At 62.3% G+C, this 24,994-nt stretch carries 23 protein-coding genes; 5 read left to right on the top strand and 18 right to left on the bottom strand.

Going from position 1 to position 24,994, the window contains the following annotated elements; all coding sequences use genetic code 11:
- Positions 1-60: 60 nt before the first annotated feature.
- The 4 genes from GGR30_RS11820 to GGR30_RS11805 all read right to left on the bottom strand — a co-directional run bounded on the left by GGR30_RS11820 (position 61) and on the right by GGR30_RS11805 (position 5,626).
- Positions 61-2,052 (bottom strand): TRAP transporter permease, encoded by a 1,992-nt coding sequence (locus GGR30_RS11820; protein WP_183486494.1) that lies wholly within the window; start codon positions 2,050-2,052, stop codon positions 61-63.
- A 6-nt stretch (positions 2,053-2,058) separates the two neighbouring features.
- Entirely contained in the window at positions 2,059-3,201 is a 1,143-nt protein-coding gene (locus tag GGR30_RS11815) for a TAXI family TRAP transporter solute-binding subunit (RefSeq protein WP_183486492.1), read from the bottom strand.
- A 339-nt stretch (positions 3,202-3,540) separates the two neighbouring features.
- Positions 3,541-4,164, bottom strand: a complete 624-nt coding sequence (locus GGR30_RS11810; RefSeq protein WP_183486490.1) for a nuclear transport factor 2 family protein — start codon at positions 4,162-4,164, stop codon at positions 3,541-3,543.
- Between the two features lie 34 nt (positions 4,165-4,198).
- Entirely contained in the window at positions 4,199-5,626 is a 1,428-nt protein-coding gene (locus GGR30_RS11805; RefSeq protein ID WP_183486488.1) for an aldehyde dehydrogenase family protein, read from the bottom strand.
- 169 nt (positions 5,627-5,795) lie between these two features.
- Here GGR30_RS11805 and GGR30_RS11800 point away from each other — a divergent pair, with 169 nt between their 5' ends.
- Entirely contained in the window at positions 5,796-6,248 is a 453-nt protein-coding gene (locus GGR30_RS11800; protein WP_183486486.1) for a MaoC family dehydratase, read from the top strand.
- A 16-nt stretch (positions 6,249-6,264) separates the two neighbouring features.
- On the opposite strand, the gene GGR30_RS11795 is transcribed toward GGR30_RS11800, so the two are convergent.
- The 6 genes from GGR30_RS11795 to GGR30_RS11770 all read right to left on the bottom strand — a co-directional run bounded on the left by GGR30_RS11795 (position 6,265) and on the right by GGR30_RS11770 (position 12,143).
- On the bottom strand, positions 6,265-7,020 hold the full coding sequence (locus GGR30_RS11795; RefSeq protein WP_183486484.1) for an SDR family NAD(P)-dependent oxidoreductase: 756 nt from the start codon (positions 7,018-7,020) through the stop codon (positions 6,265-6,267).
- On the bottom strand, positions 7,017-8,561 hold the full coding sequence (locus GGR30_RS11790) for a class I adenylate-forming enzyme family protein (RefSeq protein ID WP_183486482.1): 1,545 nt from the start codon (positions 8,559-8,561) through the stop codon (positions 7,017-7,019). Before GGR30_RS11790 ends, GGR30_RS11795 begins: the two co-directional genes overlap by 4 nt.
- A complete protein-coding gene (locus GGR30_RS11785) occupies positions 8,561-9,031 on the bottom strand; it encodes a MaoC family dehydratase (protein WP_183486480.1) in 471 nt (156 codons plus the stop codon). Before GGR30_RS11785 ends, GGR30_RS11790 begins: the two co-directional genes overlap by 1 nt.
- Positions 9,031-10,053 carry an NAD(P)H-quinone oxidoreductase gene (locus GGR30_RS11780; RefSeq protein ID WP_183486694.1) on the bottom strand — a complete coding sequence of 341 codons (1,023 nt, stop codon included), beginning with the start codon at positions 10,051-10,053 and terminating at the stop codon, positions 9,031-9,033. Before GGR30_RS11780 ends, GGR30_RS11785 begins: the two co-directional genes overlap by 1 nt.
- Before the next feature lie 54 nt (positions 10,054-10,107).
- Positions 10,108-11,094 (bottom strand): fumarylacetoacetate hydrolase family protein, encoded by a 987-nt coding sequence (locus tag GGR30_RS11775; RefSeq protein WP_183486478.1) that lies wholly within the window; start codon positions 11,092-11,094, stop codon positions 10,108-10,110.
- Positions 11,095-11,204: 110 nt separating this feature from the next.
- A complete protein-coding gene (locus GGR30_RS11770) occupies positions 11,205-12,143 on the bottom strand; it encodes a DUF6282 family protein (RefSeq protein ID WP_183486476.1) in 939 nt (312 codons plus the stop codon).
- A 113-nt stretch (positions 12,144-12,256) separates the two neighbouring features.
- On the opposite strand from GGR30_RS11770, the gene GGR30_RS23670 reads away from it, so the two are divergent.
- The gene (locus GGR30_RS23670) at positions 12,257-13,039 is read left to right on the top strand and encodes an IclR family transcriptional regulator domain-containing protein (protein ID WP_183486474.1); all 783 of its coding nucleotides are present in this window, start codon (positions 12,257-12,259) and stop codon (positions 13,037-13,039) included.
- Between the two features lie 263 nt (positions 13,040-13,302).
- On the opposite strand, the gene GGR30_RS11760 is transcribed toward GGR30_RS23670, so the two are convergent.
- Positions 13,303-13,722 carry a GlcG/HbpS family heme-binding protein gene (locus tag GGR30_RS11760; protein WP_343066498.1) on the bottom strand — a complete coding sequence of 140 codons (420 nt, stop codon included), beginning with the start codon at positions 13,720-13,722 and terminating at the stop codon, positions 13,303-13,305.
- A gap of 447 nt (positions 13,723-14,169) precedes the next feature.
- On the opposite strand from GGR30_RS11760, the gene GGR30_RS11755 reads away from it, so the two are divergent.
- Positions 14,170-15,090 (top strand): NAD(P)-dependent oxidoreductase, encoded by a 921-nt coding sequence (locus GGR30_RS11755; protein ID WP_343066497.1) that lies wholly within the window; start codon positions 14,170-14,172, stop codon positions 15,088-15,090.
- Between the two features lie 96 nt (positions 15,091-15,186).
- On the opposite strand, the gene GGR30_RS11750 is transcribed toward GGR30_RS11755, so the two are convergent.
- Positions 15,187-15,360 (bottom strand): hypothetical protein, encoded by a 174-nt coding sequence (locus GGR30_RS11750; protein WP_183486472.1) that lies wholly within the window; start codon positions 15,358-15,360, stop codon positions 15,187-15,189.
- Positions 15,361-15,631: 271 nt separating this feature from the next.
- Between GGR30_RS11750 and GGR30_RS11745 the strand changes: the two genes are divergently transcribed.
- Entirely contained in the window at positions 15,632-16,423 is a 792-nt protein-coding gene (locus GGR30_RS11745; RefSeq protein WP_183486470.1) for a helix-turn-helix transcriptional regulator, read from the top strand.
- A 65-nt stretch (positions 16,424-16,488) separates the two neighbouring features.
- The gene (locus GGR30_RS11740; RefSeq protein ID WP_183486469.1) at positions 16,489-18,060 is read left to right on the top strand and encodes a serine hydrolase domain-containing protein; all 1,572 of its coding nucleotides are present in this window, start codon (positions 16,489-16,491) and stop codon (positions 18,058-18,060) included.
- Between the two features lie 67 nt (positions 18,061-18,127).
- Here the strand turns inward: GGR30_RS11740 and GGR30_RS11735 are convergent, their stop codons facing one another.
- The 6 genes from GGR30_RS11735 to GGR30_RS11710 form a co-directional block, all read right to left on the bottom strand.
- Positions 18,128-19,162: a LacI family DNA-binding transcriptional regulator gene (locus GGR30_RS11735; RefSeq protein ID WP_183486467.1), complete on the bottom strand. Its 1,035-nt coding sequence runs from the start codon at positions 19,160-19,162 to the stop codon at positions 18,128-18,130.
- Between the two features lie 26 nt (positions 19,163-19,188).
- Positions 19,189-20,478 (bottom strand): sulfatase family protein, encoded by a 1,290-nt coding sequence (locus GGR30_RS11730; RefSeq protein ID WP_183486465.1) that lies wholly within the window; start codon positions 20,476-20,478, stop codon positions 19,189-19,191.
- A gap of 10 nt (positions 20,479-20,488) precedes the next feature.
- Positions 20,489-21,322, bottom strand: coding sequence for a carbohydrate ABC transporter permease (locus GGR30_RS11725; RefSeq protein ID WP_183486463.1), 834 nt, complete (start codon positions 21,320-21,322; stop codon positions 20,489-20,491).
- Between the two features lie 7 nt (positions 21,323-21,329).
- Complete coding sequence (locus GGR30_RS11720) at positions 21,330-22,208, bottom strand: carbohydrate ABC transporter permease (RefSeq protein WP_183486461.1); 879 nt, start codon at positions 22,206-22,208, stop codon at positions 21,330-21,332.
- A 62-nt stretch (positions 22,209-22,270) separates the two neighbouring features.
- Positions 22,271-23,515: an ABC transporter substrate-binding protein gene (locus tag GGR30_RS11715; RefSeq protein ID WP_183486459.1), complete on the bottom strand. Its 1,245-nt coding sequence runs from the start codon at positions 23,513-23,515 to the stop codon at positions 22,271-22,273.
- 21 nt (positions 23,516-23,536) lie between these two features.
- Positions 23,537-24,595: an ABC transporter ATP-binding protein gene (locus tag GGR30_RS11710; protein ID WP_183486457.1), complete on the bottom strand. Its 1,059-nt coding sequence runs from the start codon at positions 24,593-24,595 to the stop codon at positions 23,537-23,539.
- Positions 24,596-24,994 lie beyond the last annotated feature (399 nt).

Raw genomic sequence — 24,994 nt, 5'->3', positions numbered from 1 at the left:
ATGCCGTGCGCAGAAAGAAGAGGTCCGGGCTTTCGATGCGGGTGAAGTGCTCGGGCCCGCTCAGGCGGGCCTGGCCCTGCTAAGGCCGCGCCGGTTGAGGATAAAGGCGGCAATGATGACGGGCGCCATGATCGCCAGTCCCAGGGCCAGCAATTCCAGATCGCCGAAGCCGGGGACAGCCTCGCCAGGCAGGGCGATCAGTATCGCGCCGATCAACAGCGGAAGCCGCAGCACCCAGACATAGGGACGGTCGGAAAAGACCGGCCCGATGCCCATGATGTAGCCCTGGACCCCGCTCGCGAACATCCACACCCCGAAAAGCGCAAGCCCTGAAGACAGGAGAATGTGCTGCCAGTCGGCGTCGCCGATAAGCGCCGGGTCGAACACGAAGAAGAACGGAATGAAATAGACGATGCTGCCGATCTTCATCGCCTCGAGCCCGGTGCGCATCGGTGGCGTGTTGGCGACCGATGCGGCGGCAAAGGCGCCAAGCGCGACAGGAGGCGTGATGAAGGACAACATGCCCCAGTAGAAAATGAAAAGGTGGGAGGCCATCGGATTGAGCCCGACCTGGATCAGCGCCGGCGCCAGCATCACGGCGAGAAAGATGTAACAGGCCGTCGCCGTCATGCCCGTGCCCAGAACAAGGCTGGTGAGCGCGCCCATGATGAGCAGAAGCAGGGGCGAATCCCCGGCAATGCTCAGGAGGTCATTGACCAGCGTTCCGGCAAGCCCGGTCATCGACAGCCCGCCGACGATCATGCCGACAGCGGCCAGCGTTGCCGCGAGCGTGGCGAAGAGACGCCCGAGACTGTCGATGAAATGCAGCAGTTCCTTCTTGCCCCAGCGGTCGGTCTTCGAAACGATCTGGTTGACGGCAAGCAGCACAGCGGTCGCATAGAAGGGGGCGTATTGTTCCTTCTTGAGCACGAGCAGCATGACCGTCAAAAGCGCGAAGGCGAAGACGTGGTGCCAGCCTTCCTTGAGCGTCTGCCTGAGGTCCGGGAGTTCCTCGGCAGGAAGGCCGCTGAGGCCCTCGCGCGCGGCGCGCGCGTCGATCTGGATGAACAGGCCGAAGAAATAGAGCGCGGCGGGAATGGCGGCGGCAAGGGCGATCGTCGCGTAGGGCACCTGAAGAAAATCCGCCATGACAAAAGCGGCCGCGCCCATCACCGGCGGCATCAGCACGCCGCCGGTCGAGGCGCAGGTCTCGATGCCCGCGGCGACCGTTCCCTTCATGCCAACCTTGCGCATGGCCGGAATGGTCATCACGCCTGTGGTCAGCACATTGGTGACCACGCTGCCGCTCAGAGAGCCCATCAGGCCGCTGGAGAGGATTGCGACCTTCGCCGGGCCGCCGCGCACATGGCCGAGAAGCGCGAAGGCGAGATTGATGAAGAAGCGTCCGGCGCCGGTATGTTCAAGCGCCGCGCCGAAGACGACGAAACCGAAGACGAGGTTGGCGAAGGCCTTCAGGGGAATGCCGAGAATGCTTTCGAGACTCATCGCATGGTACGCCGCCACATATCTGAACGGCGAGCTGAAGGCCGAGATCGGACCCGGCAGCTTGTCGGCAAACAGGGGATAGGTGGAGAAGAACAGGACGATCATGCCGAGGATCAGTCCACCCGCGCGCCGCCCCGCATCCAGCATCACCAGCCAGAGGATGGCGCTCGCATAGACGGCGGCGGTCGGCGGCGACATTTCCCAGCCAAAGAGGACGATGTCATAGGCGTTGAAAATGAAATAGCCGAGCGTCACGAATGTGATGGCCGCAAGCGCCCAGTCGACAATGCCGGGCGCCTTTCCGCCTGTCGCGCGCAAGCCGGGCATGAGAAGGAACACCATCGGGATGGCAAGCGCCAGGACGGCGTAGAAATACTGGTTTTCGAGCAGGGTCAGATGAAAGCGCGAACTGAGGTTGAAGGTCTGGTTTATGCCAAGAAGCAGAAGCAGAACCGTCAATATGCGCACGACGGTCGACGTTATCGGGGTGGGGCGGCGGGCGGAAACCGCCTCGCCACCGTTCTTGCTGTTGTCGATTGCCGGCATGTTGGGTTACCGGAAATAGGCCGGATATCCGGCGGCTTCGAGCGTATCGGCGCGCACCTTCATCCATTTCTCGGCAAAGTCATCGCCGCTCTCGCCGTCCATCTTGGCCCAGGCTTCCTGCAGAACCTTGGCGCGGGCGACGAGATCGTCATTGTGCTTCTGGTCCTCGTCGGTCCACACGCCCACTTCCTTGTAATACTTGATCGCGGCGTCGTTGAACGGCACGACCCAGTCGAAGACTTCAGAATCCGCCGCCCACCCGGACGTGCCGGACTGCATCTTGCTGTAGACCGGGGCCTGCAGGTCAATCGCCTTGGTCACATTGTAGACGAGATCGGGCGAGGCCGTGTAGGTGATCAGCGCCGGATAGGGAACGCCCGCGCATTCGAGCGGATGCTCCGTATCGATATCGATGCCGACGGTTGCCTTGCGCTGGCCGAAATGCGGGTTGACGGCCTGGAGGCGGTTCCAGCCTTCGGAATCGGAAAAGGGCAGTGCCAGCCATTTGAGGCCCTGCGGCGAGGCGGCGGCCTGTTCCAAAACGCCGCTGCCGCTGGTAACGGCGGTCATCGCGTCGATCTGGCCATTGGTAAAGGCCTGCCATGCGCCGCCATAGCTCGGCTGATCGACAAGCTCGACATCATCGACGGTCAGGCCACCGAAGGCGAGGAACGCCCGGACATTGGACTGCAGCGAAGGCGAACTGACCACCCATCCGATCTTCTTGCCCTTCAGCTCCTCAATGGTGTTGATGTCCTGATCGGCGGCGACGCCCATGGCGACGCCGTTCTTCGCGCCGGCAAGGATCACGGCCGTCAGCTTCTGCGGCCCGAGGTCGGGCGATGCATAGCTCAGCACGCCTTCGAAGGCATAGAAGGCGTCGCTTCCGGCCAAAGCGAAGGGAACCCGGCCTTCCCGGGCTGGCGCGATGCGCGAGAGATCCGTGCTCGCCGGAAGCACCCGAAGCGAGATGCCATAGGCATCCTCCAGCGCCTTGCCGACGGCAATCGACTGGTTGTAGCCGAGGCTGCCGGTGTCGAAGCTCGTCCACACCAGCGTCTTCGGCAGGGTGACGGCGTCATCCTTCGCAATCGCTCCTCCGGCGAAAAGGCAGATGGCGCCAAGCGCAAGGCTTGCGAGTTTTTTCATTGAATGTCCTCCTCTGTGTTTCACGGCTTTCGGCAGCGCATTTGCCCGGCTTGGCTAATCCGGCCGTCCAGGGCTGAACAGGTCGTCCGCAGCCGAGGGTTGAAATGCGCATGGGTTCCGGAATGCCTCGCCTTCCCGACGATCCGGCATGCCGGCAATACTCCTCCGTTTGTGAAACTACGGCCAATGCCGGGTTGCACAAATTTCAAAGGGTCTGCATTTCGCTTGGCGGAATGAGGTTTTCGCAAGACACACGCCGGCGGAAGGTCCGGCGGCCTTCGCTGCCTGTCGGCGGAGGCGCTTCGGACAACCCGCAGGAACTGCCGGAGGCGACGGCAATCAGTCCCGGCCCACGAGCCATCGCTCTTCGCCCGCATGGAAGGCGGCGAGTTCATCCGGCCGATCGTCGCCGAGGAGGTTCTGGTTGACGTCGATGCCCCGGCTCGCCTGAAGGTAGGAGAGAAAACAATAGGATGGCCTGAAAGCCCGCAGCTTGTCCCAGTCGATGGGCGGGGTCTCGTCCGGATTGACGGCGCGCAGGATATCCCGTTCGAACAGGACCTCGAAGCTCAAGAGCTTCCAGGCGCCGTCCTGACGCACCGCGCGGGAGAAGTAGCGGCAGAAGACGTGAAAATCGATCTGGACATCGCCGAGCGTCGCCCGGTTGAAGATCATGGCCGGGCTCTCGATTGTGGCCCTGTCGCCTTTCACCTCGGCAAAGGCCGGAAACACCCAGTGCTTGCCGTTGCCGACCTTTTCCATGAATTTGCGCGTGGCCTCCACATAGGCCGCACCGCCATGGCCGTCATACCAACTGGTGCGCACATAGGCGTCATCGTGAAAGCAGTCCCGCATCACGTCGAAGCGGCGCTGGTCGCGGGCAAACCGCTCGCGGCGCGCAAGGTCGTAAAGCTCCTCGCGGTCGAGCATCGCCATCAGGCGTTTGTCGGTGTCTGGCTGCATTATCCCCTCCTTGGTATCCTTTATGTCCCACCCATTAGGCGGCCGGATAGCCAAGGATCGCCTTGACCTCCAGATATTCCTCGAAACCGAACAGGCCGAACTCGCGGCCATTGCCCGATTGTTTATATCCGCCGAACGGCAGGCTCCGGTCAAACGGCGCGCCGTTGAGATAGACACGGCCCGCGCGTATGCGGTTGGCGATCGCTCGCGCGCGGTCGGGGTCCTTCGACTGGACGAAGCCGGCAAGGCCGAAGGGCGTGTCATTGGCCATCTCGACCGCCTCATCCTCGGTGTCGTAAAACATCATCGACAGAACCGGCCCGAAGATTTCCTCGCGCGCGATGCGCATTGTCGGCGTGACATCGGCGAACACGGTCGGCCGGACGAAATAGCCGGCATTGCATTCGGCCGGTCGCCCGGGGCCTCCGGCGACCAGCGTCGCGCCTTCCTCGATGCCGGAGGCGATCAGCGCCTGAACCTTGTCGAACTGGGTCTGGCTCACGAGCGGGCCCATCGTCGTTTCCGGGTTCATCGGATCGCCGAGCCTGATGGTCGATATCGCCTGACAGGCCGCCGCGATGGCCTCGTCGCGATGCTGGCGCGGCACCAGCATGCGGGTCGGCGACTGGCAGTTCTGGCCGCCATTGGTGTTGCAGGCATGCACGCCCGCCTTCACCGCGCCCGGGATATCGGCGTCAGGCAGGATGATATTGGCCGATTTGCCGCCAAGCTCCTGCGCGACGCGCTTGATCGTTTTCGCGGCCAGTTCGGCGACGCGGATGCCGGCATCGGTCGAGCCGGTGATCGAGACCATGTCGACATCCGGGTGGCTGGCGATTGCCTCGCCGACGGTCGGCCCGTCGCCGTGGACGAGATTGAAGACGCCGGCGGGGAGGCCCGCATCATCGATGATTTCGGCAAGCGCCGTGGCGCTGAGCGGGGCGATCTCGCTGGGCTTCAGAACCATGGTGCACCCGGTTGCAATCGCCGGGGCGACCTTGGAGGCGATCTGGTTCAGCGGCCAGTTCCACGGCGTGATGAGGCCGCAGACGCCGATCGGCTCCCTGCGGACAATGCCGGTTTCTTCCCGGCGTTCGAACGGGTAGTCGCGCAGAACCCGGATGACCTCCTCGAAGTGGAATAGCGCGACCGTTGCCTGACGTTCGATGGAAAACGTGATCGGCACGCCCATTTCCATGGTCATCAGCCGGGCAAGCTCGGGCAGGCGTGCCCGAAATCCCTCGGCGATGCGGCCAAGGACGGCGAGCCGTTCCGCACGGTCGGTCCGCGACCAAGATAGAAAGGCGCGGCGGGCGGCCGTGACTGTCGCGTTCACGTCACCCGCGCTGCCGAGGCTGACCTTGCCGATCTCCTGCTCGCTGGCGGGGTTGACGATCGGTATCGTCCTGGCTGCCGCCGGTCGCCGCCATTGTCCGTCGATATAGAACTCCAGAGCGTCCATCCTGCCGCCTTTCTCCTCCGCGAAGCGTTGCAACTCTATCCGGCGGTCGGCGCGCCGCAATCCAGCCGGCCGGCCGTTTCGCATCGCGGAACGCATGCCCCGCCATTTTGCCGAAAGGCCGACCCGGCGCTAAAACCACCGGGAAACATGACTGGAGACCGGAGAAACGATGCGGCGCTATTTCGAAGACTTTGCCATTGGCGAGACATGGACAAGCAGAACCATCACCTTGTCCGAGGACGAGATCATTCGCTATGCCCGCGACTATGATCCCCAGCCCATGCATGTCGATCCCGAAAAGGCTGCGGTAGGACGCTTCGGCGGCATCATCGCCAGCGGCTGGCAGATCGCGGCGCTTTCCATGCGGCTCTTCGTGGAAGCGGGCGGCTATGGCGAAACGCCGATGGTCGGTCTCGGCATCGAGCAGTTGCGCTGGCGTCGGCCGGTGCGCCCGGGCGACAGGCTGACCACGACCCGAAAGGTGGTTGCGACCGAGCCCCACCAGCGGCGGCCGGAATTCGGCATCATCAAGACCGAGGTGACGGTGACCAACCAGGACGGCGAGGCGGTGATGACGATGATCGCGCTCGGACAGGTGCCCTGCCGGCCAGCGGCAGAATAGGGAGCTCTATGAAGCCCTAAAGGTGCCGCCCTTCATCGACCGGGATGACGATGCCCGTTGAACTGGTCATGAGCGTGACGCAGGCAATGACGGCGCGGGCCACATCATCGGCGCTGGTGATCTTGGCAAGCGGCGTATGCTTTGCCGTCGCCTCCAGCCGCGCGCGCGGACGTCCCGGCACGAAGTCGGTATCGACGCCGGCGGGTGATACGGAAAACACCCGGATATCCGGCGCAAGCACTTTCGCAAGCCCGATCGTCAATGTGTCGAGCCCGGCCTTTGCCGCGCAATAGGCGAGATTGGAGCCGACGCCGGTGCGCGCGGCGATCGAGGAGATGTTGACCACAACGGCATCCTCCCCGCTCGCAAGGAGCGGCCTGAAAGCCCGAGTGACGGCAAACGGGCCGCGCAGGTTGACCCGCGTGATCCTGTCGAACATCTCGTCGGTCAGGCCGTCGAGATCATCGGCCGGCACGGCTTCGGTCGCGCCGCCATTATTGACCAGTATATCGACATGGCCGAAAGCCTTTTCGACTGCCCGGGCGGCCTCGGCGATGGTATCGCTCGCTTCAAGCGCGATGCGCAGCGCAATGTGATTTCCGCCGGGAAGCGATGCGACCAGGTCTTCGGCAGCCGCGCTTCGGCTGTGATAGCCGGCGACGATGGTGGCGCCGAGATCCGCGAGGCGGATCGCCGAGGCGCGGCCAATGCCGCTTGTCGCACCCGTGACCACGGCGATGCGTCCGCTTAAGGGAGGGGCCTGTTCGCTCATGGAGTCTTCTCCCAGAAGGGTTTGCGCAGTTCCTGCTTCAGCACCTTGCCGCCGCTGTTGCGCGGAAGTGTTTCGCGGAGCTCGACGGCCGAGATCTTCTGCATGCGCCCGAGCCGGGCATTGACCCAGTCGCGCAGCGCCTCCGGCTCGATCGTCGCGCCCGGTTTCGCGACCACGAAGCCGAGCGGCGTCTCGCCCCATTTCTCGCTCGGGACCGCGATCACGGCGGCCTCGATGACATCGGGATGGGCAAGCAACTTTTCTTCCAGATCCGAGGCGTAGATGTTGAACCCGCCGGAGATGATCATGTCCTTCTTGCGGTCCAGCAGGACGAGAAATCCATCCTCGTCGAACATGCCGATATCGCCGGTGCGGTGAAAAAGCCAGCCTTCGGCGTCGCGCCAGTAGAAGGCGCGGTTTGCCTCCTCATTGCGGAAATAGCCCGACATCATCATCGCCGAACGGCCGACAACCTCGCCGCGCCCGCCGGGCTCAACGTCCTTGCCGTCGTCATCGATGATGCGGATGATGTTTCCCGCTGCCGGCCTGCCCACGGTATGCGCCTTTTCGGGGTGGCGGGCGGCGTCGAGAATACAGGTGCAGCCGCCTTCCGTCAGGCCGTAGACCTCGAAGAAATCGCCCGGCCATTGTTCGATGATGGCGCGCTTTGCTGCAGCCGGAAGCGGCGCGCCGGTGCACTGCTTGACCCTGAAGGACGACAGGTCGCGCTTGCCGAAGCTCCTCGCTGTCAGAATGCGCTGATACTGGACCGGCACCAGCATGGTGTGGGTCGCGCCGTACTGCTCGGCAAGCGCAAGATAGGTTTCCGCGTCGAATTTCGGCATCAGCACGACATGGCTTGCGTGAAACAGCGCCGAAAGCATGGGCATCAGCGTGGTGTTGGAATAAAGCGGCGTCGCCAGAAGCATCGTGCTTTCGGGGCCAAGCCCGAAAAGCGTCCGCGCCGCCTGCCGGTATCGCATCGCGTGCGCGTGAACGATGCCCTTGGCCCTCCCGGTGGTGCCGGAGGAGTAGATGATGTTGAATGGAGTTTCGGGCGCCGGGATCACCGGGGCCGTCAGCGGCTCCGTTCCGGCGAGAAAATCGCGCGGCACGCCGCCCGCCGGCGTCGCCTCGAGCAGGATGATGCGCGCGGTCATCTCCGCCGGCAACAGATCCGCATAGCCATCCTGCACGAAGATGAGCGCGGGGTCGCAGTCTTTCAGCATACCGGCAAGTGCGTCGCGGTGTGCCGAGGCGGGCAGGGGCACGGCAGAACCGCCCGCAGCGACGATGCCGAGATAGGCTGTCGTCAGCCCCAGGCCGGCCGTTCCCAGAAGTGCTATCCGCCCGACCGCGCCGTCGCAATGTTGGGTGATCGCGCCCGCAACGGCCAGCACGGCGCTGCGGAGTTCTGCCTGGCTCATCGTTTCGCCGTTGCAGGTCAGCGCCGGCGCGTCGGGTTGCTCAAGACCGTGGCGCAGGATAGCGGCAACGAGTTCGCCTTCCTGGTGCGCGGCCGGCTTGCTGGCCTCGTTCATCAGCTGTCTCCCGGATCGTTTTCGATAAGCACGATATGACGGGTGGCGATGGCGGGCTTTTCGGAGCCCTCCAGCTCGATCACGGCGTCGTTGACGATCCGCGTTCCCAGCGCATGCGGCTCGGCGGCGACGAGCGTGAGGGCGAGCCGGATACGGCTTTCCACCGGAACGGGCGCGATGAACCGCATCCGGTCATAGCCGTAGTTCAGCCCGCGCCCGCGCGCCCTGATCTGATAGATCTCGCGCTGGAGCGCCGGCTGTAGCGAGATGATGAAAAGGCCGTGGGCAATGGTCTTGCCGCCCGGCATCTCGCGCGCGGCACGCTCCACATCCACATGGATCCAGTGATCGTCGCCCGTCAGCCGGGCATAATCATCGATTGCCTGCTGCGTCACGGTCATCCAGGCCGAGCGGCCGAGCAATTGTCCCTCATGGACAGCGAGATCACGGGCACGGTCAACGATCAGCATCAGTTCTTTTCCTTGTCGCGGGCACGCCCGATGGTTTCGGCGCGTTCGGCATTGACGGCCAGAACCACTTTGCCGATCTGCCTGTTTTCATCCATCAGCTGATGGGCGGACCTGACGTCGGCGAAGGCGAAGACCTGATGGATGCGGGTCGTCATTTCACCAGTTTCCAGAAGCGGCCAGACATCGCGGACCAGTTCGGCGGCGATCCGGCCCTTGTAGGCGGGCGGGCGCGGACGAAGGGTCGAGCCGGTCAGCGTCAATCTGCGCCGGACGATCTGGCGGATATTGACCTCGGCCGTCTCGCCGAGATGACTGGCGATGAAGACAAGCCGTCCGTCCGGCCGCAGAAGGTCGAGCTGCCTTTGCGTATAAGGCCCGGCCTGCGCATCGAGGATCACGTCGAACCCGTCGGTGAGCGCCCTCAGTTCGTCGTCCCAGGCACCCTTGTAGCTGACGGCATGGTGCGCGCCTGTCTGAAGGCAGACGGACAATTTCTCCTCCGTGCCGGCGGTCGCGAAAACATGGGCGTTGCGCAATTTGCGAGCGATCTGGATCGCGGCCATGCCGACGCCGCTGGTGCCGCCCTGCACAAGCAGGCTCTCGCCTTCGCCAAGTCGTCCTAGCCAGATGATGTTGTTCCAGGCGGTGAAATAGACTTCCGGCAGCGATGCGGCCTCGACAAAGCTCAGCCCGCGCGGAACCGGCATGCATTGAAGCGCAGGCACGACGCAGTATTCGGCATAGCCGCCGCCATTGGTCAGCGCGCAGACGGCATCGCCGGGAGAGAGCCCGGCCACGTCCGGGCCAACCGCATCGACAATGCCCGAGACATCAAGGCCGGGGATCGGGGAGGCGTCCGGCGGCGGCGGATAGAGCCCACGCCTTTGCTGGATATCCGGCCGGTTGACGCCCGCCGCATAAACCCGGATCCGGACTTCGCCCGCTCCGGGCGCGGGGAGGGGGCGTTCGACGATGTCGAGCACATCCGGTCCCCCCGCGCCGTTGAATTCCACCACACGCATTACGCTCACATTCCCCCTTTTGGCCATCGTGCCGATGCCGGTCTCCTCCGCTCGTCAGTCTTCCCAATTATGGACAACCGGATTGGACAACCTGCCGAGCCCCTCGATCTCGATATCGATCTTGCCGGACAGTTTGTGCATGTTTACCGAGCGGTGGCCATTCGGAAAATTGCCGACGCCTTTCGCCGATGTGCCGAAGCAGAAGACATCCCCGGGCTCCAGGGTGAAGAAGCGGCTGGCTTCCGCGATGACCTCGGCGACCTTGAAACGGTAGCTCGCGGTGCTGTCGACGGCGAAGGGCTCTCCGTCGAACCAGCCCTTCACCTCGAGCGCGTCCGGGTTTGAAACCTCGTCGGCCGTGGTGATGAAGGGGCCCATCGGCCCGAATGTGTCGGAGGCCTTGGAGCGGGTGTGGTAGACGAAATAGACATCGCGGTCGTCCTCGCCATGCCTGTTGCGCCAGGCAAGGTGATGCGGCCGCAGAAGATCGGGCTCGCGCGTCGTCGCGATCGAATCCATGCCGAACTTCATGCCGTGGGAGGTGACGTCGTTGATGATGGTGAAGCCGAAGATCGCGTTCTTCGCCTCCTCGACCGATATCTTGCTGCAGCGTTTGCTGATGACGGCGGCAAGTTCTAGTTCCGGTATGGTCTCGCCGTAATAGTCTTCCATGATGATCGGCTTGTTGTGGCCGGTCAGGCAGGAGGGCGCCTTCAGGAAAAAGTTCGGAACGCCCGGATCGCGATGGGCGGACTTGCGTATGCCCATATTGTTGAAGGCGACGCCGAGGATCTTGGAGGGCCGGGGCTGCGGCGGCAGCCAGTCGATCGAAGCCTCGTCAAGCGGGGACGCTTCGCCTTTCTCAAGCGCTTCGCGCGCCCGGGCGATTTCGGCTTCACCGCCTTCGATGAAGCCGTTCATGTCCGCAGGCGCGGACCCAAGCCCGGCGCTTTCGTAAAGCTCCGCCAGAAGAACGGTGGCGTCGCCCTTTTTTATGGCGAGAACAGGCTTTCCCTGATGGTTGATGGTTGCAAGTTTCACGGCGGTCTCCTTCGCGTGCGCGGGCTTTCTGGTTCTTCAAAGGTCGTGTTCCGGCGCCCGTCCGCGACACGAAAGGGGGCAATCGGATCATCGGTCGGGCAATGCTGTCCTCAGGCGGGGTCGAGACCGACCAGTTTGGCCGGGTTGTCTCGCACCATCAGGCGCACCTCGTCCTCGGTGAAGCCGAGCGCCAGCAGCAGCTTGATCGCCTGACGCAACCCTTCGACGGGCGAGGGGTTGTCGACCTGCCCGAGATCGGAGCCGATCGAGGAATGTTCGACGCCGGCGGCCAGAACATGCTCCTTTAGCTCCTGCGGCGAGAACACGTTGAAGCGCGAATCCACATAGAGGCAGGCCGATTGCTCGATCACCGCGCCGAACGCGGCCATTTCGGTGATGTCCTCATAGGTGAAGTGCAGCCCGTACATGGGGTGATTGACCAGAAGGCGCTTGACGCCGCGCTTGCGGGCCTCGGTGAACAGCTTCCAGATTTCCCAGACATGCAGGTGGCCGGAGGACAGGATGGCATCGAAGGCGGCGATGGAATCGAGGATCTCCTTCACCGCGTCGAGGATCTCGCCATAGGCGTCGACAACGGTGATGCCGGGGGACGCCTTGAGCTGAACATTGGAGGCAAGCCGTGTCTTGCGATGGGAGCTGCGGATGTGATTGGCCGATTGCGCCGTCGGCATCCAGACCAGCTTTGCGCCCTGGTTGAGCTGGGCATCGACGACGAAGGGGTTGAGGCCGCCGGTCGTGTTGTTGAGAACCAGCCCACCATACATCGCCACATTCAGATGGCCGAGCACGCGCTCCATGATCGGCAGGAAGGGCGCGACGGAATAGTGATGATCCTTGAACATGATCCCGCGCATGCCGGCGGCGGCGGCCTGTTCCACCGCCTGGAAATGATCGAGCTGACGGGCCATCGTCGACGGTCCGGAATGAACGTGAAGATCGACCGCCCCCTTCATCAGTCCGTCGACGACCGCGTCGTCGATGGTTGATATCAGGGCGCGCACCTCCTCGCGATTGTTCGCCGTTGCCATGCAAGTCTCCTTCCTTCGAACAAGACGGGTATAGGGCTTGACAACTTGCGCTCTCAACTTGCAAACCCGGTGTATTCCGGCAGGCGAAATGCCGGTCTCGGGGAGGAGAAACTGTGAGCATCCGATCGATCGAGCGGGGGCTGCGTGTGCTGCAGGAAATGAACCTGCAGCCATACACCTCGATTGCCCATCTGCATGAGCGCACCAAGCTGCCAAAACCGACCCTGGTCCGCATTCTGCGCACGCTTGAACAGGCCGGCTATGTCGAGAACGATCCGCGCGTCGGCGGCTATCAGTTGAGCGCGCTCGTCGCCTCGCTGAGTTCCGGCTATCACAAGGAGCCAATGGTGGTGGAGGCCGGGCGGCCCTGGGCCGTCGCTGTCACGCGCAAGCACCAATGGCCCGTTTCCATCGCGCTGCTGGACCGCGACGCCGTGGTGGTGCGCATGAGCACCGTCCCCGACAGTTCGGTCTCGCCGTTTCACAAGACGGTCAACATGCGCCTGCCGCTGATCACGCGCGGACTGGGGCTTGCCTATCTGGCCTTCACGCCCGATGAAGAGTTGGACCTGATCCTGCGCATGCTGCGGATGTCGGACGATCCCGAAAACGAGCTGGCGCGCCATCCCGACAAGATAGGGAGGCTTGTGGCGATGACGAAGAAGCGCGGCTACGCGACGCGCGCGGCCCATGTCGAGCCGCGTAATTCCGACACGATCGCGGTGCCGGTTTTCAATGACAGCGGCCGTGTGGTTGCGAGCCTCGGCCTGACCTATTTCCGCTCGGCCTTTGCCTCGCAGCGGGAGGCGAACGAGCGCTATTCCACCGTGCTGAAGACGGCCTCGGAGGAGATCACCCGCGACCTGACCCGCCTGAACCGCAGCACGCTGGGCTGAGCGCTTGTCGTGCTGGAAAAGCACGCCTTGCCGAACATTGTCGTCTCCGCTCTCGATGGCCTGTTTGCCGGGCGCATGAGAAACGGCTCTGCGGTGCGTTTTTGTAGATCAAGTCTGGCGCGGCAGACCGCCTCGGCATGACCGTCTCCTGAAAACAGCGCTACCCGGAGTGAAGCGGAGCGGAAGCCTTGTTCCGCTCCGGCTTTCGGTCTCGGTCAATTTTCAGGCGCGCCGGAAGAATTCATCCGACGGCGCTGCAGAGGCTAGATCCGGTCGGCGCCGATGGCAGCAAGTGCCGCTGTCGCGACGATGACGTCCTCATCGCCTGTACCGGAGCCGATGCCGATCGCGCCGGCAAGAAGGCCGTCGAAACGGATCGGAAAGCCGCCCTTGAGATTGATGACCTCGCCATCGGTCGCGACGGCCGCTGCGGCGGCGAAATCGGGCGCCATATGGCCGGTCGCCGTGTTCAGCGATGCAGCGGTGATGGCCTTTGCCCGGGCCGTCTTCATCGATGTGAACTTCGCGCCGTCCATGCGGAAGACAGCGAGCGTTACGCCGCTCTGATCGACGATCACCACATTTTGCGGGACCTTGATTTCCTCTGCCTTGGCGATCGCGGCCGTGAGTGCCGTCATGACGCCTTTGTGGTTGAGGGCGGTGGCGGGGCGGGTATTGGTCACTTCATCTTCCTCTCGTTAAGGGCCTGCGGCGGGGCCGGTAAAGACGCATCCGGGGGAGCGCAGACGGTTGCCGAACGCGAAAGCGGGGCTGATCGTCCGGGTGCTTTCACGCAGGAGAACCTTTTACGGCGTCAGGATCGGTTCGTCACCGTCCCTATCCTCGCCGGCAAGTTCACGCAGCATTTTTCGTCTGCAAGGCGGCCGGCTTCGCGGCAACCGGAGCTTGCGGCGGCGATGCGCGGGAGCCGGAAGGCGGAGCTGCCGTAGCCGCCCGAACCGGGGATTACGATGTCGTCCGGCACTTTGGCGGCAGACTGCGTCCGCTGCTATGATCAGGCGCCCTGACAGGCAGGCTGCGTCTGCCGGAGACGGTCTTCGACCTGGCCGTCGTCGGCCAGAAGCGCAACCGGCTTTTCATCGCGGCATCGACCGCATTTCAGGCGGCCTGTGTGGCCGCAAAGAGCAGCAAACTGGGAAAGGCGCAGCATGACGATCGCATTCCTCGGAACCGGATTGATGGGCGCGCCGATGGCGCTCAATCTCGTCAAGGCGGGCTTTCCCGTAACGGTCTGGAACCGGAGCGCCGGCAAGACGGTGGCCCTTGAGGAAGCCGGCGCGCGCGTGGCCGAGACGCCTGCAGAAGCAGTGGGCAAAGCGGATGTCGTTATCACCATGGTTTCGGATGGCCCGGCGGTCGGAGACCTGCTTTTCGAACAAGGCACGGCAGAACACATGCCGACCGGCGCGACCGTGATCGACATGAGCTCGATCAGGCCGGAAGAGGCGCGCAATCACGCAGACAGACTTTCGAAGATGGGTATCAGCCATATCGATGCGCCCGTCAGCGGCGGGACCCGCGGCGCCGAGGACGGAAGCCTGGCGATCATGGTTGGCGGTGACGACGTGACTTTCGACCGGGTCGCAAGCCTATTCGAGCCGATGGGCCGCGCGATCCTGCTCGGTCCGTCCGGCAGCGGCCAGCTCGCCAAACTCGCCAATCAGGCAATCGTCGCCATCACCATCGGCGCGGTTGCCGAGGCGACGTTGCTGGTGCGCGAGGGCGGCATCGATCCGGCGTGTTTTCGCGCCGTTCTTAAGGGCGGTTTTGCCGATTCCGTCATTCTTCAGCAGCATGGCGCGCGCATGCAGGCGGGCGATTTCGCTCCCGGCGGACGTTCCTCCTTCCAGTTGAAAGACCTCGAAAATGTGCTGGCAGAATGCCGGGCAATGGGCCTTTCCCTGCCGCTGACCGCGTTGCAGCGCGATCGCTTTGCCGACCTTGTGACCCGTCTTGAGGGCGGCGATCTCGACCATTCGGCCTTGTTCCTGGAATTGCTCGAGCGCAACAACCTATCCCGCAGCCAGTAGACCTCGGCGTTCCGGCGGGCAGTCTGTTCTGCACGAAGAAGTGACAATATCTTTGGAGGTCACCGATATCGCAGGTAGAGACCCTCGGGTCGGAGCCTATCCAAGCCAGGGCGATCGACGCCAGAACGCGCATTTCACCATGCGCTTTCCTTGCGGGGCCAGGAACGGCTGGCCGTTATCCGGGAACATGCTGGCAATATCCGGTGCATCGCTGCCCGCAGCGAACCGGTTGCCGATCGAGCAGCTTTCCGCGCTGGAGATCATCAGCAATTATGGCGTCGCAATGACGCCGCAGACCCTGAAGGGTCCGGGAGCAGGGTATCTGGGCCACCAATACACCGGATTTGCCGAGCCGAGAAATCGCCGGCCCGGTGTTGTTGTGATGCTCTGCCATTCGCGCGGCCTTCCGAGGCAGGCAGGCCGCCGCAGACGCTGGAGGTCCGGACGGTGGCTTGGAGGGTTTCCCTTTCTGCAAACAGAAGGTTAGGATGGCTAGCTGCCCGTTTTGACCGACCTTCTTCTTGCACGATCATTGAAACCCATGCTGAGCGACACAATCGATATCGAGCGGATTTATTCGCTCTGGGATGAACTGGCCGATTTCGAGGCATCGCGCATGAGTGAGGCGCGCTTCCATCTGCTTTCGGTCGTTTGCGACATGATCGATGCGCGACAGGCTGACTGGATCGGCGCCGTCCGGTTTGTCGACAGGATGCACCGCGACCCGTTGTTCGGTTGGCGGCCGCGCAGCGTGTCGGCTCTCTATCCCGACGAGGAAACGGCCAAGGTCATTCAGGAGGCCTTTGCCCTGATGGAGCGTGGCACGCCCGACATTACGACAGTACGCAATGCGGAGCTTGCCGGCACCTTCCGCGTCTTCATGCTGCATGAATTGGCGCCTGCGGAATGGTATGAGGGCGAGGCCTACCGGATCTATTACCGGGGAATCGACCGGCTGGATTCGATCTGGGTCGGGGTCCCCATCAATGAAGATGCGGAAATCCAGATCGGTTTTCACCGATCGCTGTCCCAATCTCCGTTTTCCGAGCGCGACCGGCGGATCGTTGCTCACGCACTGCGTGGAATCCGTTGGTTTTTTCGTCTGCAAATGTTGTCGGAGGGGATTGGCGTGGCCTCCGAGCCGCTGACCCAGGCGGAAGGGAATGTGCTGCAGGGGCTTTTAAAGGGTCTGCCCGAGCGCAAGATTGCCGAAAAAAACGGCCAGAGCCCGCACACGACTCATGATCACGTCAAACGGATCTATCGCAAATACGGGGTCACAAGCCGTCCGGCCTTGATGGCGCTTTGGCTGGGGCAGACCCCGCCCCCCTGAACAGGGGATTCCAAACCGGAAAAGACTGAACAATAAGGTTTCCAAAACAGGGTTAGAGGTTCCTCATGTCATCTTTCAGGCTTTCGCGCCGTCGCTTTCTGGCTTCCGCTTCCTTGGCGTCGGCTTCGCTTGCCATCCTGCCCAGTCAGGCGTTATCCGAAATGCTGCCGCCGTCGCGCACCGCAGGCGTTGCGGTGCCGCCGGGACAGATCGAAAAGGCGATTGCCGCTCTTGATGGGATTGTCGATGATATCAAGGCCCGCAGCGGCGTGCCGGGTATCGCCGTTGCCGTGGTTCATGGTGGCGAAATGCGCTACGCCAAGGGCTTCGGCGCGCGTGGCGAAGACGGCGCGCCCGTAACGCCGGACACGGTGTTCCAGTTGGCTTCGCTGTCGAAATCGGTTGGAGCGACGGTCGTCGCGCGACAGGTGAGCCGTAATGTCGTCTCGTGGGACAGCCGGATGCGGGATCTCCTGCCCTGGTTCTCGCTCTCGGATGCGGCGGTTACCGAAAGGCTGACGGTCGGCGACCTCTATAGCCATCGCTCCGGCCTGCCCGATCATGCCGGGGACGATCTCGAGGATCTCGGCTTCGATCGGCAGACGATCCTCGAACGGCTTCGCCTTCAGCCGCTTTCGCCCTTCCGCACAAGCTATGCCTATACCAATTTCGGTCTGACGGCGGCGGCCGAGGCCGTTGCTGAGGCCTCAGGCACGACCTGGAGCGCGCTTGCGGAAGAGGCGGTTTTCCAGCCGCTCGGCATGGCCGACACGAGTGCTTGCTACGCCGATTTCATTGCTCGGGAGAATCGCGCGGTCCCGTATGCGCGGACCGCCGACGGCTTTGCCCCGCTTTACCAGCGCCAGCCCGATGCCCAGTCGCCGGCCGGCGGCATCAGTTCGTCGGTCAATGACATGGCGAAATGGATGACATTGATGCTTTCGGATGGTGGCGATCTGATCAGGCCGGAGGCTCTGCAGCCGGCGATCAGCCCCCAGAGTTTTTCGAGCAGGCCGCGCAGTCCGGACGAGCGCGCGAGCTTCTACGGGTACGGTTTCGGCGTCGGCACCGATCCGACCGGCCGGGTTATCCTCAGTCATTCGGGCGCCTTCATTCTGGGGGCTGCAACTTATTTTGCGCTCATTCCGTCGCTGGATGTCGGCATCGTCGTGCTTTCCAATGCGGCTCCCGTCGGCGCGGTCGAGGCGATCGGCGCAAGCTTTGCGGACATGGTGCAGACGGGAGAGGTGAGGTGGGACTGGTATTCCGGCTATCAGCCTCTTTTTGCCGGTTTTTACGCGCCGCTCGGGGAAACGGCCGGCAAGGCCTTTCCGAAAGCCGCCGCACCCGCGCCGGCCGCAGGCTACTGCACAGGCACCTATGGTCACCCATATTTCGGAACGGTCGAGGTGCGCGAAACATCGGATGGCGGGCTGGTGTTGCTCGCCGGGCCGGGACCGAAATCATTTCCTCTGATGCCCTGGGACGGCTCGATGATGGTTTTCGACATCAGCACGGAAAACGCGCCTGATGGTTCGCGTTCGGCGGCAACCTTCTCGGGCGGCGGCGAACAGGCTGAAGCGCTGGAGGTCGAACTCTTCGTCCTGAACGGGCCGGCGCTTTTCCGAAGGATATGACAGGGCGCGGGGGCGCGATCCGGTGATGACCGGCCGAGTTGCGCGAAGCTTGTGGCTGCAGGCTCCTTCAGGAGGCTTGTGGCTTGCGCGTGCTGCCGCGCTCGATGATCGTCGGCATGATCTGAACATGTTTTGCGGCCTTGCGTCCGCCATGCCGTTCCATCAGCAGGTCGACGGAGGTTTCGCCGATGACGCCGGCCTCCAGGCGCAGCGTGGAAAGCTTGGGCGCCAGCATACGGGCGATCGAGCTGTCGTTGAAGGCGACGACCTGGACGTCGCGCGGGATTGAAAGCTTTGCCTCCTCAAGTCCGCGATAGACCTCGACGGCGGTGCGGTCGGCATAGATGACGACCGCGTCGGGCAGGGGCTTGCCTGCCCTGGAAAGCCGCGTGACCAGTTCCCTGATATGGGCCTGTCCGTCAGCGGTAACGTCGTTTCCGTAAGACACATAGTCCGGATCAAAGATCCCTGCCGCGCTCATCACCGATCGGAAGGCTGCAAGCCGCCTCGATGTTGCGTCCTTGGCGCCGACAAGGGCAGGGCGCCGGATGCCGCGTGTCAGCAGCCATTCGCAAAGCCGGGCGGATGCCGCCTCCAGATCGACATAGACGACATCGACGTCAACCGGTTTCTCATCAGGATGAGCGAGAACAATCGGCACGCCGAGCGAGCGGATAGCCTCAAGCTGGCCGGCGGGCAGATCGCCGACCGAAATCACGCCGACATTGCGGGCGCGGTTGAGCATCGCCGGGTCGAATTCGCCGGCAAAGAGCCGCGTCGTTGCCATGCCATAGGCCTCGCAGCGCGCTTCGATACCCTGTCGCAGACCAACATAGAAGGGCTGCGAGAGCTCGGACGCGCTTGAAAGAAAATGCACGATCATGACCGACTTGAGGTCGGATGGACGCCGCAGGGCGATCGACGCGTCTTCCTTGCGGTTGCTTCGCGACCGGCGCATTACGTATTGAAGCGCCTCGGCCGTCTCCACCACGCGACGACGCTTTTCATCGGAAATCGACAGGGTCGGATCGCGATTGAGGATGCGCGAGATCGTCGATTCAGCCACTCCCGTCCGCTTTGCGATCTCCTTCAGTGTTACCATGCGTGCATCCTGTTACACTCTACCCGTCAATCCGCCGGAACGATCTCGGCCGGCTCCTCGCCGGCGGCGATTATACGCGCGGAAAGTCGTTTTGCCAGCAGAGCGCGAAGTTCGGCATATTCCGGCGCGGCGACGAGATTGTCGAGCTCTGCGGGGTCGCGGTCGAGGTCGTAGAGGTGGGTCTCTGTATAGCTCCGGCTGGCGCTGTCGTTCCAGCTATCGGCTGCCGGATCGGCAACGCAGTATTTCCATTTGCCGGATCTGAGCGCACGGCCGACCTGACTTTCGCTGATCTGTATGAATACTTCGTCTTCGGGCAACCCGTCGGGCCGCAACAGCGAATATCCCTGCATCTCTGCAGGTACATCGATGCCGGCGGCATCCAGCAGCGTCGGCGGCAGGTCGATCAGGGAAGCGGCGCGGGTAATCTCTCCGCCTCCGTTCAGCCCCGGGCCGGCAATAAGGGTCGGCACCCGGATAGAGGCCTCGTGGCCGGAGCGCTTGTACTCGTCATTGCGGGTCTTGAAATGGCAGCCATGGTCGGACGAAAACAGGATGATGGTATTGTCGAGCTCGCCAAGCGAGATCAGCGCGTCGATGACGCGCCCGAACGCCTCATCAAGCCGTGCGACCATTCCCATATAGCCGTGGTAGTGTTGCCGGGTCGTGCCGCCCAGCGTCTCAAGATCGTCGGGATAGGAACTGATGCGCTTGGCGATCCTGTCCGCATAGCCGACGGGCGCCGGGTAATTGTCGTGCTGGTTCTGGTGGTGCGGCTCCAGAAAGGAGAGGAACAGGAAAAAGGGTTTCTCCCGTTTTTGGTCGAGATAGCGTATCGCCGCGTCCGTCAGCGCATCGACCCGATAGCCCGGCAACCGGTGACGTTCTCCCTCGCCGTCAAATAGATCGGTCTGATAGGGCCATGAGGTGAATTCGAGAATGTTCGCGGCGAGCCAGTAATCATAACCGCCCTGCTGGTCGCGCGGCACGGGATCGCCTCCGGCCAGATGCCATTTGCCGATATAGCCGGTTTCGTAGCCGGCCTCGCCGAAATAATGCGCAAGCGTCTTTTCGCCTTCCGGCAGCGGAATATCGTTGCGATAACAGCCCGTCGTCGTCGGATATTTTCCGGTCTGGAATGCCGAGCGGGCCGGTCCGCACACAGGTTGACAGGTGAAGGAGTTGCGGATGAAGCGGCCCATTTCGGCCATCCGGTCGAAATTCGGCGTCAGGTCCAGCGGGTTGTTGTGGGCGCCCACCGTATCCCAGCGCTGCTGGTCGGTGAAGAACACCAGAACATTCGGTCGTTTCGTCATGCTCCCCTCCTCACTTCATGCCCGAAAGCATCACGCTCTGGACGAAATAGCGCTGCATGATGACGAAGAGGAGGAAGCAGGGCAGAAACAGGAGCATGCCGCCCACGGCTGTGAGATTCCATTGGGTAAAGAATTCCTGGTTGAAAAGCGTGAGCCCGGTGGTGATCGGCCGCATGTTCTCCGATGAGACGGCGACGAGGGGCCAGATGAACTCGTTGAACTGGAAGACGAAGGTCAAGAGCGCCAGCGTCGCGATCGCAGGCTTGAGCTGCGGCAGGACGATGTCGACGAAGATCCGGAATTCGCTCGCCCCGTCGAGACGGGCGGCGGCCACCAGATCGTCCGGGATCGGCATGATGAACTGGCGCATCAGGAAAATGCCGAATGCGCTCATGGCGAAGGGCAGGATCAGGCCCGGATAGGTGTTGAGCAGCCCCATTTCGGCGGTCATCACGTAAAGCGGGATCAGCCGGATGAAGAAGGGGATCATCAGCGTCGCCAGCAGCGAAACAAACATGAACCGCTTTCCGGGAAACTCCATCTTGGCGAAGACATATCCGATCAACGGATCGAACAGAACATGCAGAAGCGTGATCGTGCCGGCGATGATCACCGAATTGAGCATGAAACGGGCAAAGGGCGCCTTTTCCCAGATCGTGACATAATTCGAGAACTGCAGGACTTCCGGGATGACGACGACCTGACCGGAAAACATGTCGGCATCGCTCTGCAGCGACAGCGAGACCATGTAGAGAAAGGGCAGCACTGCCATCAGCACGAAGAAGGCTAGCAGCGGATAGATCAGCAGTTTCGATGGCGTGGTGTGGGTGTCCTTGCGAGCCATGTCGTCCTCATACGTGCCTGATATCGCGGTGAAGCAGTTTGAACTGGGCCCATGTGATGAACAGGATCAGCATGAACATCGCGAAGGAAAGAGCCGAGGCGTAGCCGATGTTGAGGCCCTGAAACGCCGTCTCGTAGACATGGAGCGAATAAAGCCGCGTGGCGTTGGCCGGGCCGCCCTGGGTCATCAGGTAAGGCAGGGCCATTTCCTGCAGCGATGCGATCATGATGACGACGGCGAGAAACAGCGTGGTTGGCATCAGAAGCGGCAGGGTGATGTCGCGGAAAAGGTGATGACGCTTGGCGCCATCCATGCGCGCGGCTTCGTAGAGATGCGCGGGAATGCCCTGTATCGCCGCGATATAGATCAGCACGGCATAACCGAGATCTTTCCAAACCGAGACCGCGATCAGCGTCCAGATCGCCGTATCCGGATTGACCAGCCAGAATTGTTGCGGAAGTCCGACTTTGGCAAGCGCGGCGTTGAGCAGCCCGGTATAGGGGTCGAGGATCGCCCGCCACATTAGTGCCGAGATGACAAAGGAAATGATGTAGGGAAAAAACAGGATCGCGCGGATGGCGTTGCGCGCTCTAACCGGACCGACCAGAAGGGCCGAAAGCCCGAGGGCCAGCACCAGGGTGAAGACGACGCTGCCGATCGCATAGATCAGCGTTGCCTTGATCGCCTTGATCGCCAGCCGATCGTTCAGGATATGGGCGTAGTTTTTCAGTCCGATGAAGGCTGATTCGCCGATCAGGGGCTGGCCGCTTCTGAAACTCGCCCAGAATTCTATCGCGATCGGCCAGAAGAAATAGATCAGGAAATAAACGATGGCCGGCGACAGAAAGGCATAGGCGGTCAAGGTGCGCTTGGTTTTGTAAGTCATCCCGTCATTCCCGGTTAAAGGCGGTATGCCCCGGCTCTGCTTGAGCCGGGGCATGGATCTGCTCACTCGTCGGCAAGAATGGCGTTCGCTTCATCTTCAGCGGCGGAAAGAACCTCTGCGGCCGGTTCGTTGGCAAACAGCACCTCATCGATTGCGCCGTTCAGCACCTCATCGATGGCAGGATTGTATTTGCCGGCCTTGCGCAGTTCGAGCGTGACATCGCGTGAATAGGGAAGGCACGCGCCAAACTGGCCGAGAATCGGGTCGGCCTGCACTTGCGGGTCCTCAAGCCAGGACTTCCGCGGCATCGTCATCGAGTATTTGAGCGAGGTGGCGACTTCGACATCAACGGCGGTCAGGCGCTTGATCAGGTCCCAGGCCTGTTCGGGATACTGCGCGTCCTTGGGGATCATCAGGCTGACGCCGCCCTGGATGGTGGCCTGTTCGACCTCTTTCAGCGACGGCGCGACAGCCCAGTTGAGGTTGGGATTGCCGGTGCGGATGGGATTGATGTCCCAGGGACCGGTGATGATCATCGCCGCGCGGCCGGCGGTAAAGAGGCGCTGCGGCCCCTCGTAATCGGCCCCCGTAACCGGGACTGGCGCGGAGCGATCCTCGTGGATCAGGTCGGAAAGAAATTGCACGCCTTCTGCCGCCGCCACGCTGCCGAAGGCTATCTTGCCGGTTTCGGAATTGTAATACTGCCCGCCATTCTGGAAGACCCAGGGCATGGAATAGGCCCAGACGGCGTTGGGCGCGAAGCCGAAGACACCGTTCTTGGTCGTTGCCTTGGCAATCTCGCGGAACTCCGACCAATTAGCCGGCGGGTTGTCGAAACCGGCCTCTTTCAGCATGTCGACATTGTAGAGCAGCGTCGCACAGGTGAGATGAATCTGTACCCCGTAGAGTGAGCCATCGACGGTGTTCTTCTCGACGGAAGCGTCCTGCCAATCGCCGGGATAGTCGAATTCGGCCCGGTCGCGCGCGGCAAGGTCATCAAGATTGTAGAGAAGGCCCTGCTGGGCGAATTCCGGCACCCAGGCGCCGGGCTCCGCAACGAGATCAGGCGGGTTGCCGGCGGCGAAATCGGCCACCAGCTTGGTGCGCAGGTCCGGCCACTGATAGCGCTCGAAGGCGACCGTCCAGCCGGGATTGTCAGCCTCGAATTCCTCGAAGACCTCGAGATAGGTGTCATAGCCGTGGCCGGCATTGAAATAGATGCGGATTTCCTCGGCGCTCGCCGACGCCGCCAAGATGCCTGACGCAAGCAGCGTCGCGGCACTGCCCTTCAGTATCGATTTCAGCATTTAATCCTCCCGTGCTGAAAGTTACCGGAGACGTTTCTCCGTTTTCTGGTCGAAGAAGAATGCACGTTCCGACGGAATGCCGAGCGCCACGGTATCTCCGGCAGCCATCTCCCTATGGCCCTGAAGATCGACGCACAGTTCCGTTCCACCCGGCAGCGTGGCATAGCCGTAGGTCACGCCGCCCAGATGTTCGACAGCGCGCAGGCGGATCTCCATTCCACCTGCGCGAAGCTCGAAATGTTCGGGCCTTACGCCCAGAAGCCCGCGCCAGTCAGAGGGAACGAATTCCGGCCGGGGCAGCGGCGGGCCCTGTATCTCGCTCAGGCAGATTTCGCCGTCGGCGGCCTCCGCCTTGAGAAAGTTCATCGAAGGCGAACCGATGAAGCGGGCGACAAACAGGTTGTCCGGATTGTCATAGAGTTCCAGCGGCGACCCGACCTGCTCGATCCGGCCTGATCGTAATACGACAATCCGGTCGGCGAGCGTCATCGCCTCGACCTGGTCATGCGTCACGTAGACCATGGTGACGCCGAGCGTGCGGTGAAGATCGGCAAGCTCGAGGCGCATACGCGTCCTGAGCTCGGCATCGAGGTTGGAGAGCGGTTCATCGAACAGGAAGACCTTCGGATCCCTGACGATCGCGCGCCCGATCGCCACACGCTGCCGCTGGCCGCCGGAAAGTTCCGACGGCTTGCGCTCAAGCAAATCTTCCAGGCCGAGCGTGTGGGCCGCCCGTTCGACCGTGGTCCTGATCTCGTCCTTGGGTCTTTTCGCGATCTTCAACGCATAGCCCATGTTCTGACGCACGGTCATGTGGGGGTAGAGCGCGTAATTTTGAAAAACCATGGCCGCGCCGCGCTCGCCCGGATGGCGTTGGCTGACTTCTTCACCGCCGATCATGATCTCGCCGGCGCTCGCATCCTCAAGGCCCGCAATGGTTCTCAAAAGCGTTGATTTGCCGCATCCGGACGGGCCGACGAAAATGCAGAACTCGCCATCGCCGATCTTTAGGTCGATAGGCGGTATAGCCTCGAAAGCCCCATAAGACTTTCGCAATTGGCGGAGCTCGATCTCGGCCATTATATGTTTCTCCCGTTTCGCCTCGGGTCCCTCCACGAACCCTTCAGCGCCTCCTGGTAAGTTTTAGTAAAGTTTTACTAGCGATGAGTCAAGAGACCGTTCGGGTTTCTGAAGGTCAACGTTCGTTTACATATCTGCGCGCCCTCGCCTCGCCGGGCGAGAGCCTTCCGCACAGCGCGTGGCGGCGGTGCGCATCTGCTTTTTTTGGTGAGGCGTTGGTCCGATCCGCATCTGATTGATGCCGTCACCTGGGGCCGGCAAGAGCCCAATACCTCTCGCAATCATGCGGTTTTTCGGGCGGCGAAAAAAAGGTTGAGACTATTTTGGTTTGTGCTTGCGATTTTTGAGATAGAAGAATGAATAAAACGGTAAAACATGAACGGAAAAGGAAGTTTTATT

Source organism: Martelella radicis (genome assembly GCF_014196625.1).
GTDB classification, from domain to species: Bacteria; Pseudomonadota; Alphaproteobacteria; order Rhizobiales; family Rhizobiaceae; genus Martelella; species Martelella radicis.
Note: the sequence above shows the minus strand (reverse complement) of the source record. Positions and strands in the feature narration are given on the sequence as shown.

Coding starts and splice junctions, on each gene's coding strand:
- GGR30_RS11820 (WP_183486494.1), bottom strand. CDS start 2,052: ATGCCGGCAATCGACAACAGCAAGAACGGTGGCGAGGCGGTTTCCGCC.
- GGR30_RS11815 (WP_183486492.1), bottom strand. CDS start 3,201: ATGAAAAAACTCGCAAGCCTTGCGCTTGGCGCCATCTGCCTTTTCGCC.
- GGR30_RS11810 (WP_183486490.1), bottom strand. CDS start 4,164: ATGCAGCCAGACACCGACAAACGCCTGATGGCGATGCTCGACCGCGAG.
- GGR30_RS11805 (WP_183486488.1), bottom strand. CDS start 5,626: ATGGACGCTCTGGAGTTCTATATCGACGGACAATGGCGGCGACCGGCG.
- GGR30_RS11800 (WP_183486486.1), top strand. CDS start 5,796: ATGCGGCGCTATTTCGAAGACTTTGCCATTGGCGAGACATGGACAAGC.
- GGR30_RS11795 (WP_183486484.1), bottom strand. CDS start 7,020: ATGAGCGAACAGGCCCCTCCCTTAAGCGGACGCATCGCCGTGGTCACG.
- GGR30_RS11790 (WP_183486482.1), bottom strand. CDS start 8,561: ATGAACGAGGCCAGCAAGCCGGCCGCGCACCAGGAAGGCGAACTCGTT.
- GGR30_RS11785 (WP_183486480.1), bottom strand. CDS start 9,031: ATGCTGATCGTTGACCGTGCCCGTGATCTCGCTGTCCATGAGGGACAA.
- GGR30_RS11780 (WP_183486694.1), bottom strand. CDS start 10,053: ATGCGTGTGGTGGAATTCAACGGCGCGGGGGGACCGGATGTGCTCGAC.
- GGR30_RS11770 (WP_183486476.1), bottom strand. CDS start 12,143: ATGGCAACGGCGAACAATCGCGAGGAGGTGCGCGCCCTGATATCAACC.
- GGR30_RS11745 (WP_183486470.1), top strand. CDS start 15,632: ATGCTGAGCGACACAATCGATATCGAGCGGATTTATTCGCTCTGGGAT.
- GGR30_RS11740 (WP_183486469.1), top strand. CDS start 16,489: ATGTCATCTTTCAGGCTTTCGCGCCGTCGCTTTCTGGCTTCCGCTTCC.
- GGR30_RS11735 (WP_183486467.1), bottom strand. CDS start 19,162: ATGGTAACACTGAAGGAGATCGCAAAGCGGACGGGAGTGGCTGAATCG.
- GGR30_RS11730 (WP_183486465.1), bottom strand. CDS start 20,478: ATGACGAAACGACCGAATGTTCTGGTGTTCTTCACCGACCAGCAGCGC.
- GGR30_RS11725 (WP_183486463.1), bottom strand. CDS start 21,322: ATGGCTCGCAAGGACACCCACACCACGCCATCGAAACTGCTGATCTAT.
- GGR30_RS11720 (WP_183486461.1), bottom strand. CDS start 22,208: ATGACTTACAAAACCAAGCGCACCTTGACCGCCTATGCCTTTCTGTCG.
- GGR30_RS11715 (WP_183486459.1), bottom strand. CDS start 23,515: ATGCTGAAATCGATACTGAAGGGCAGTGCCGCGACGCTGCTTGCGTCA.
- GGR30_RS11710 (WP_183486457.1), bottom strand. CDS start 24,595: ATGGCCGAGATCGAGCTCCGCCAATTGCGAAAGTCTTATGGGGCTTTC.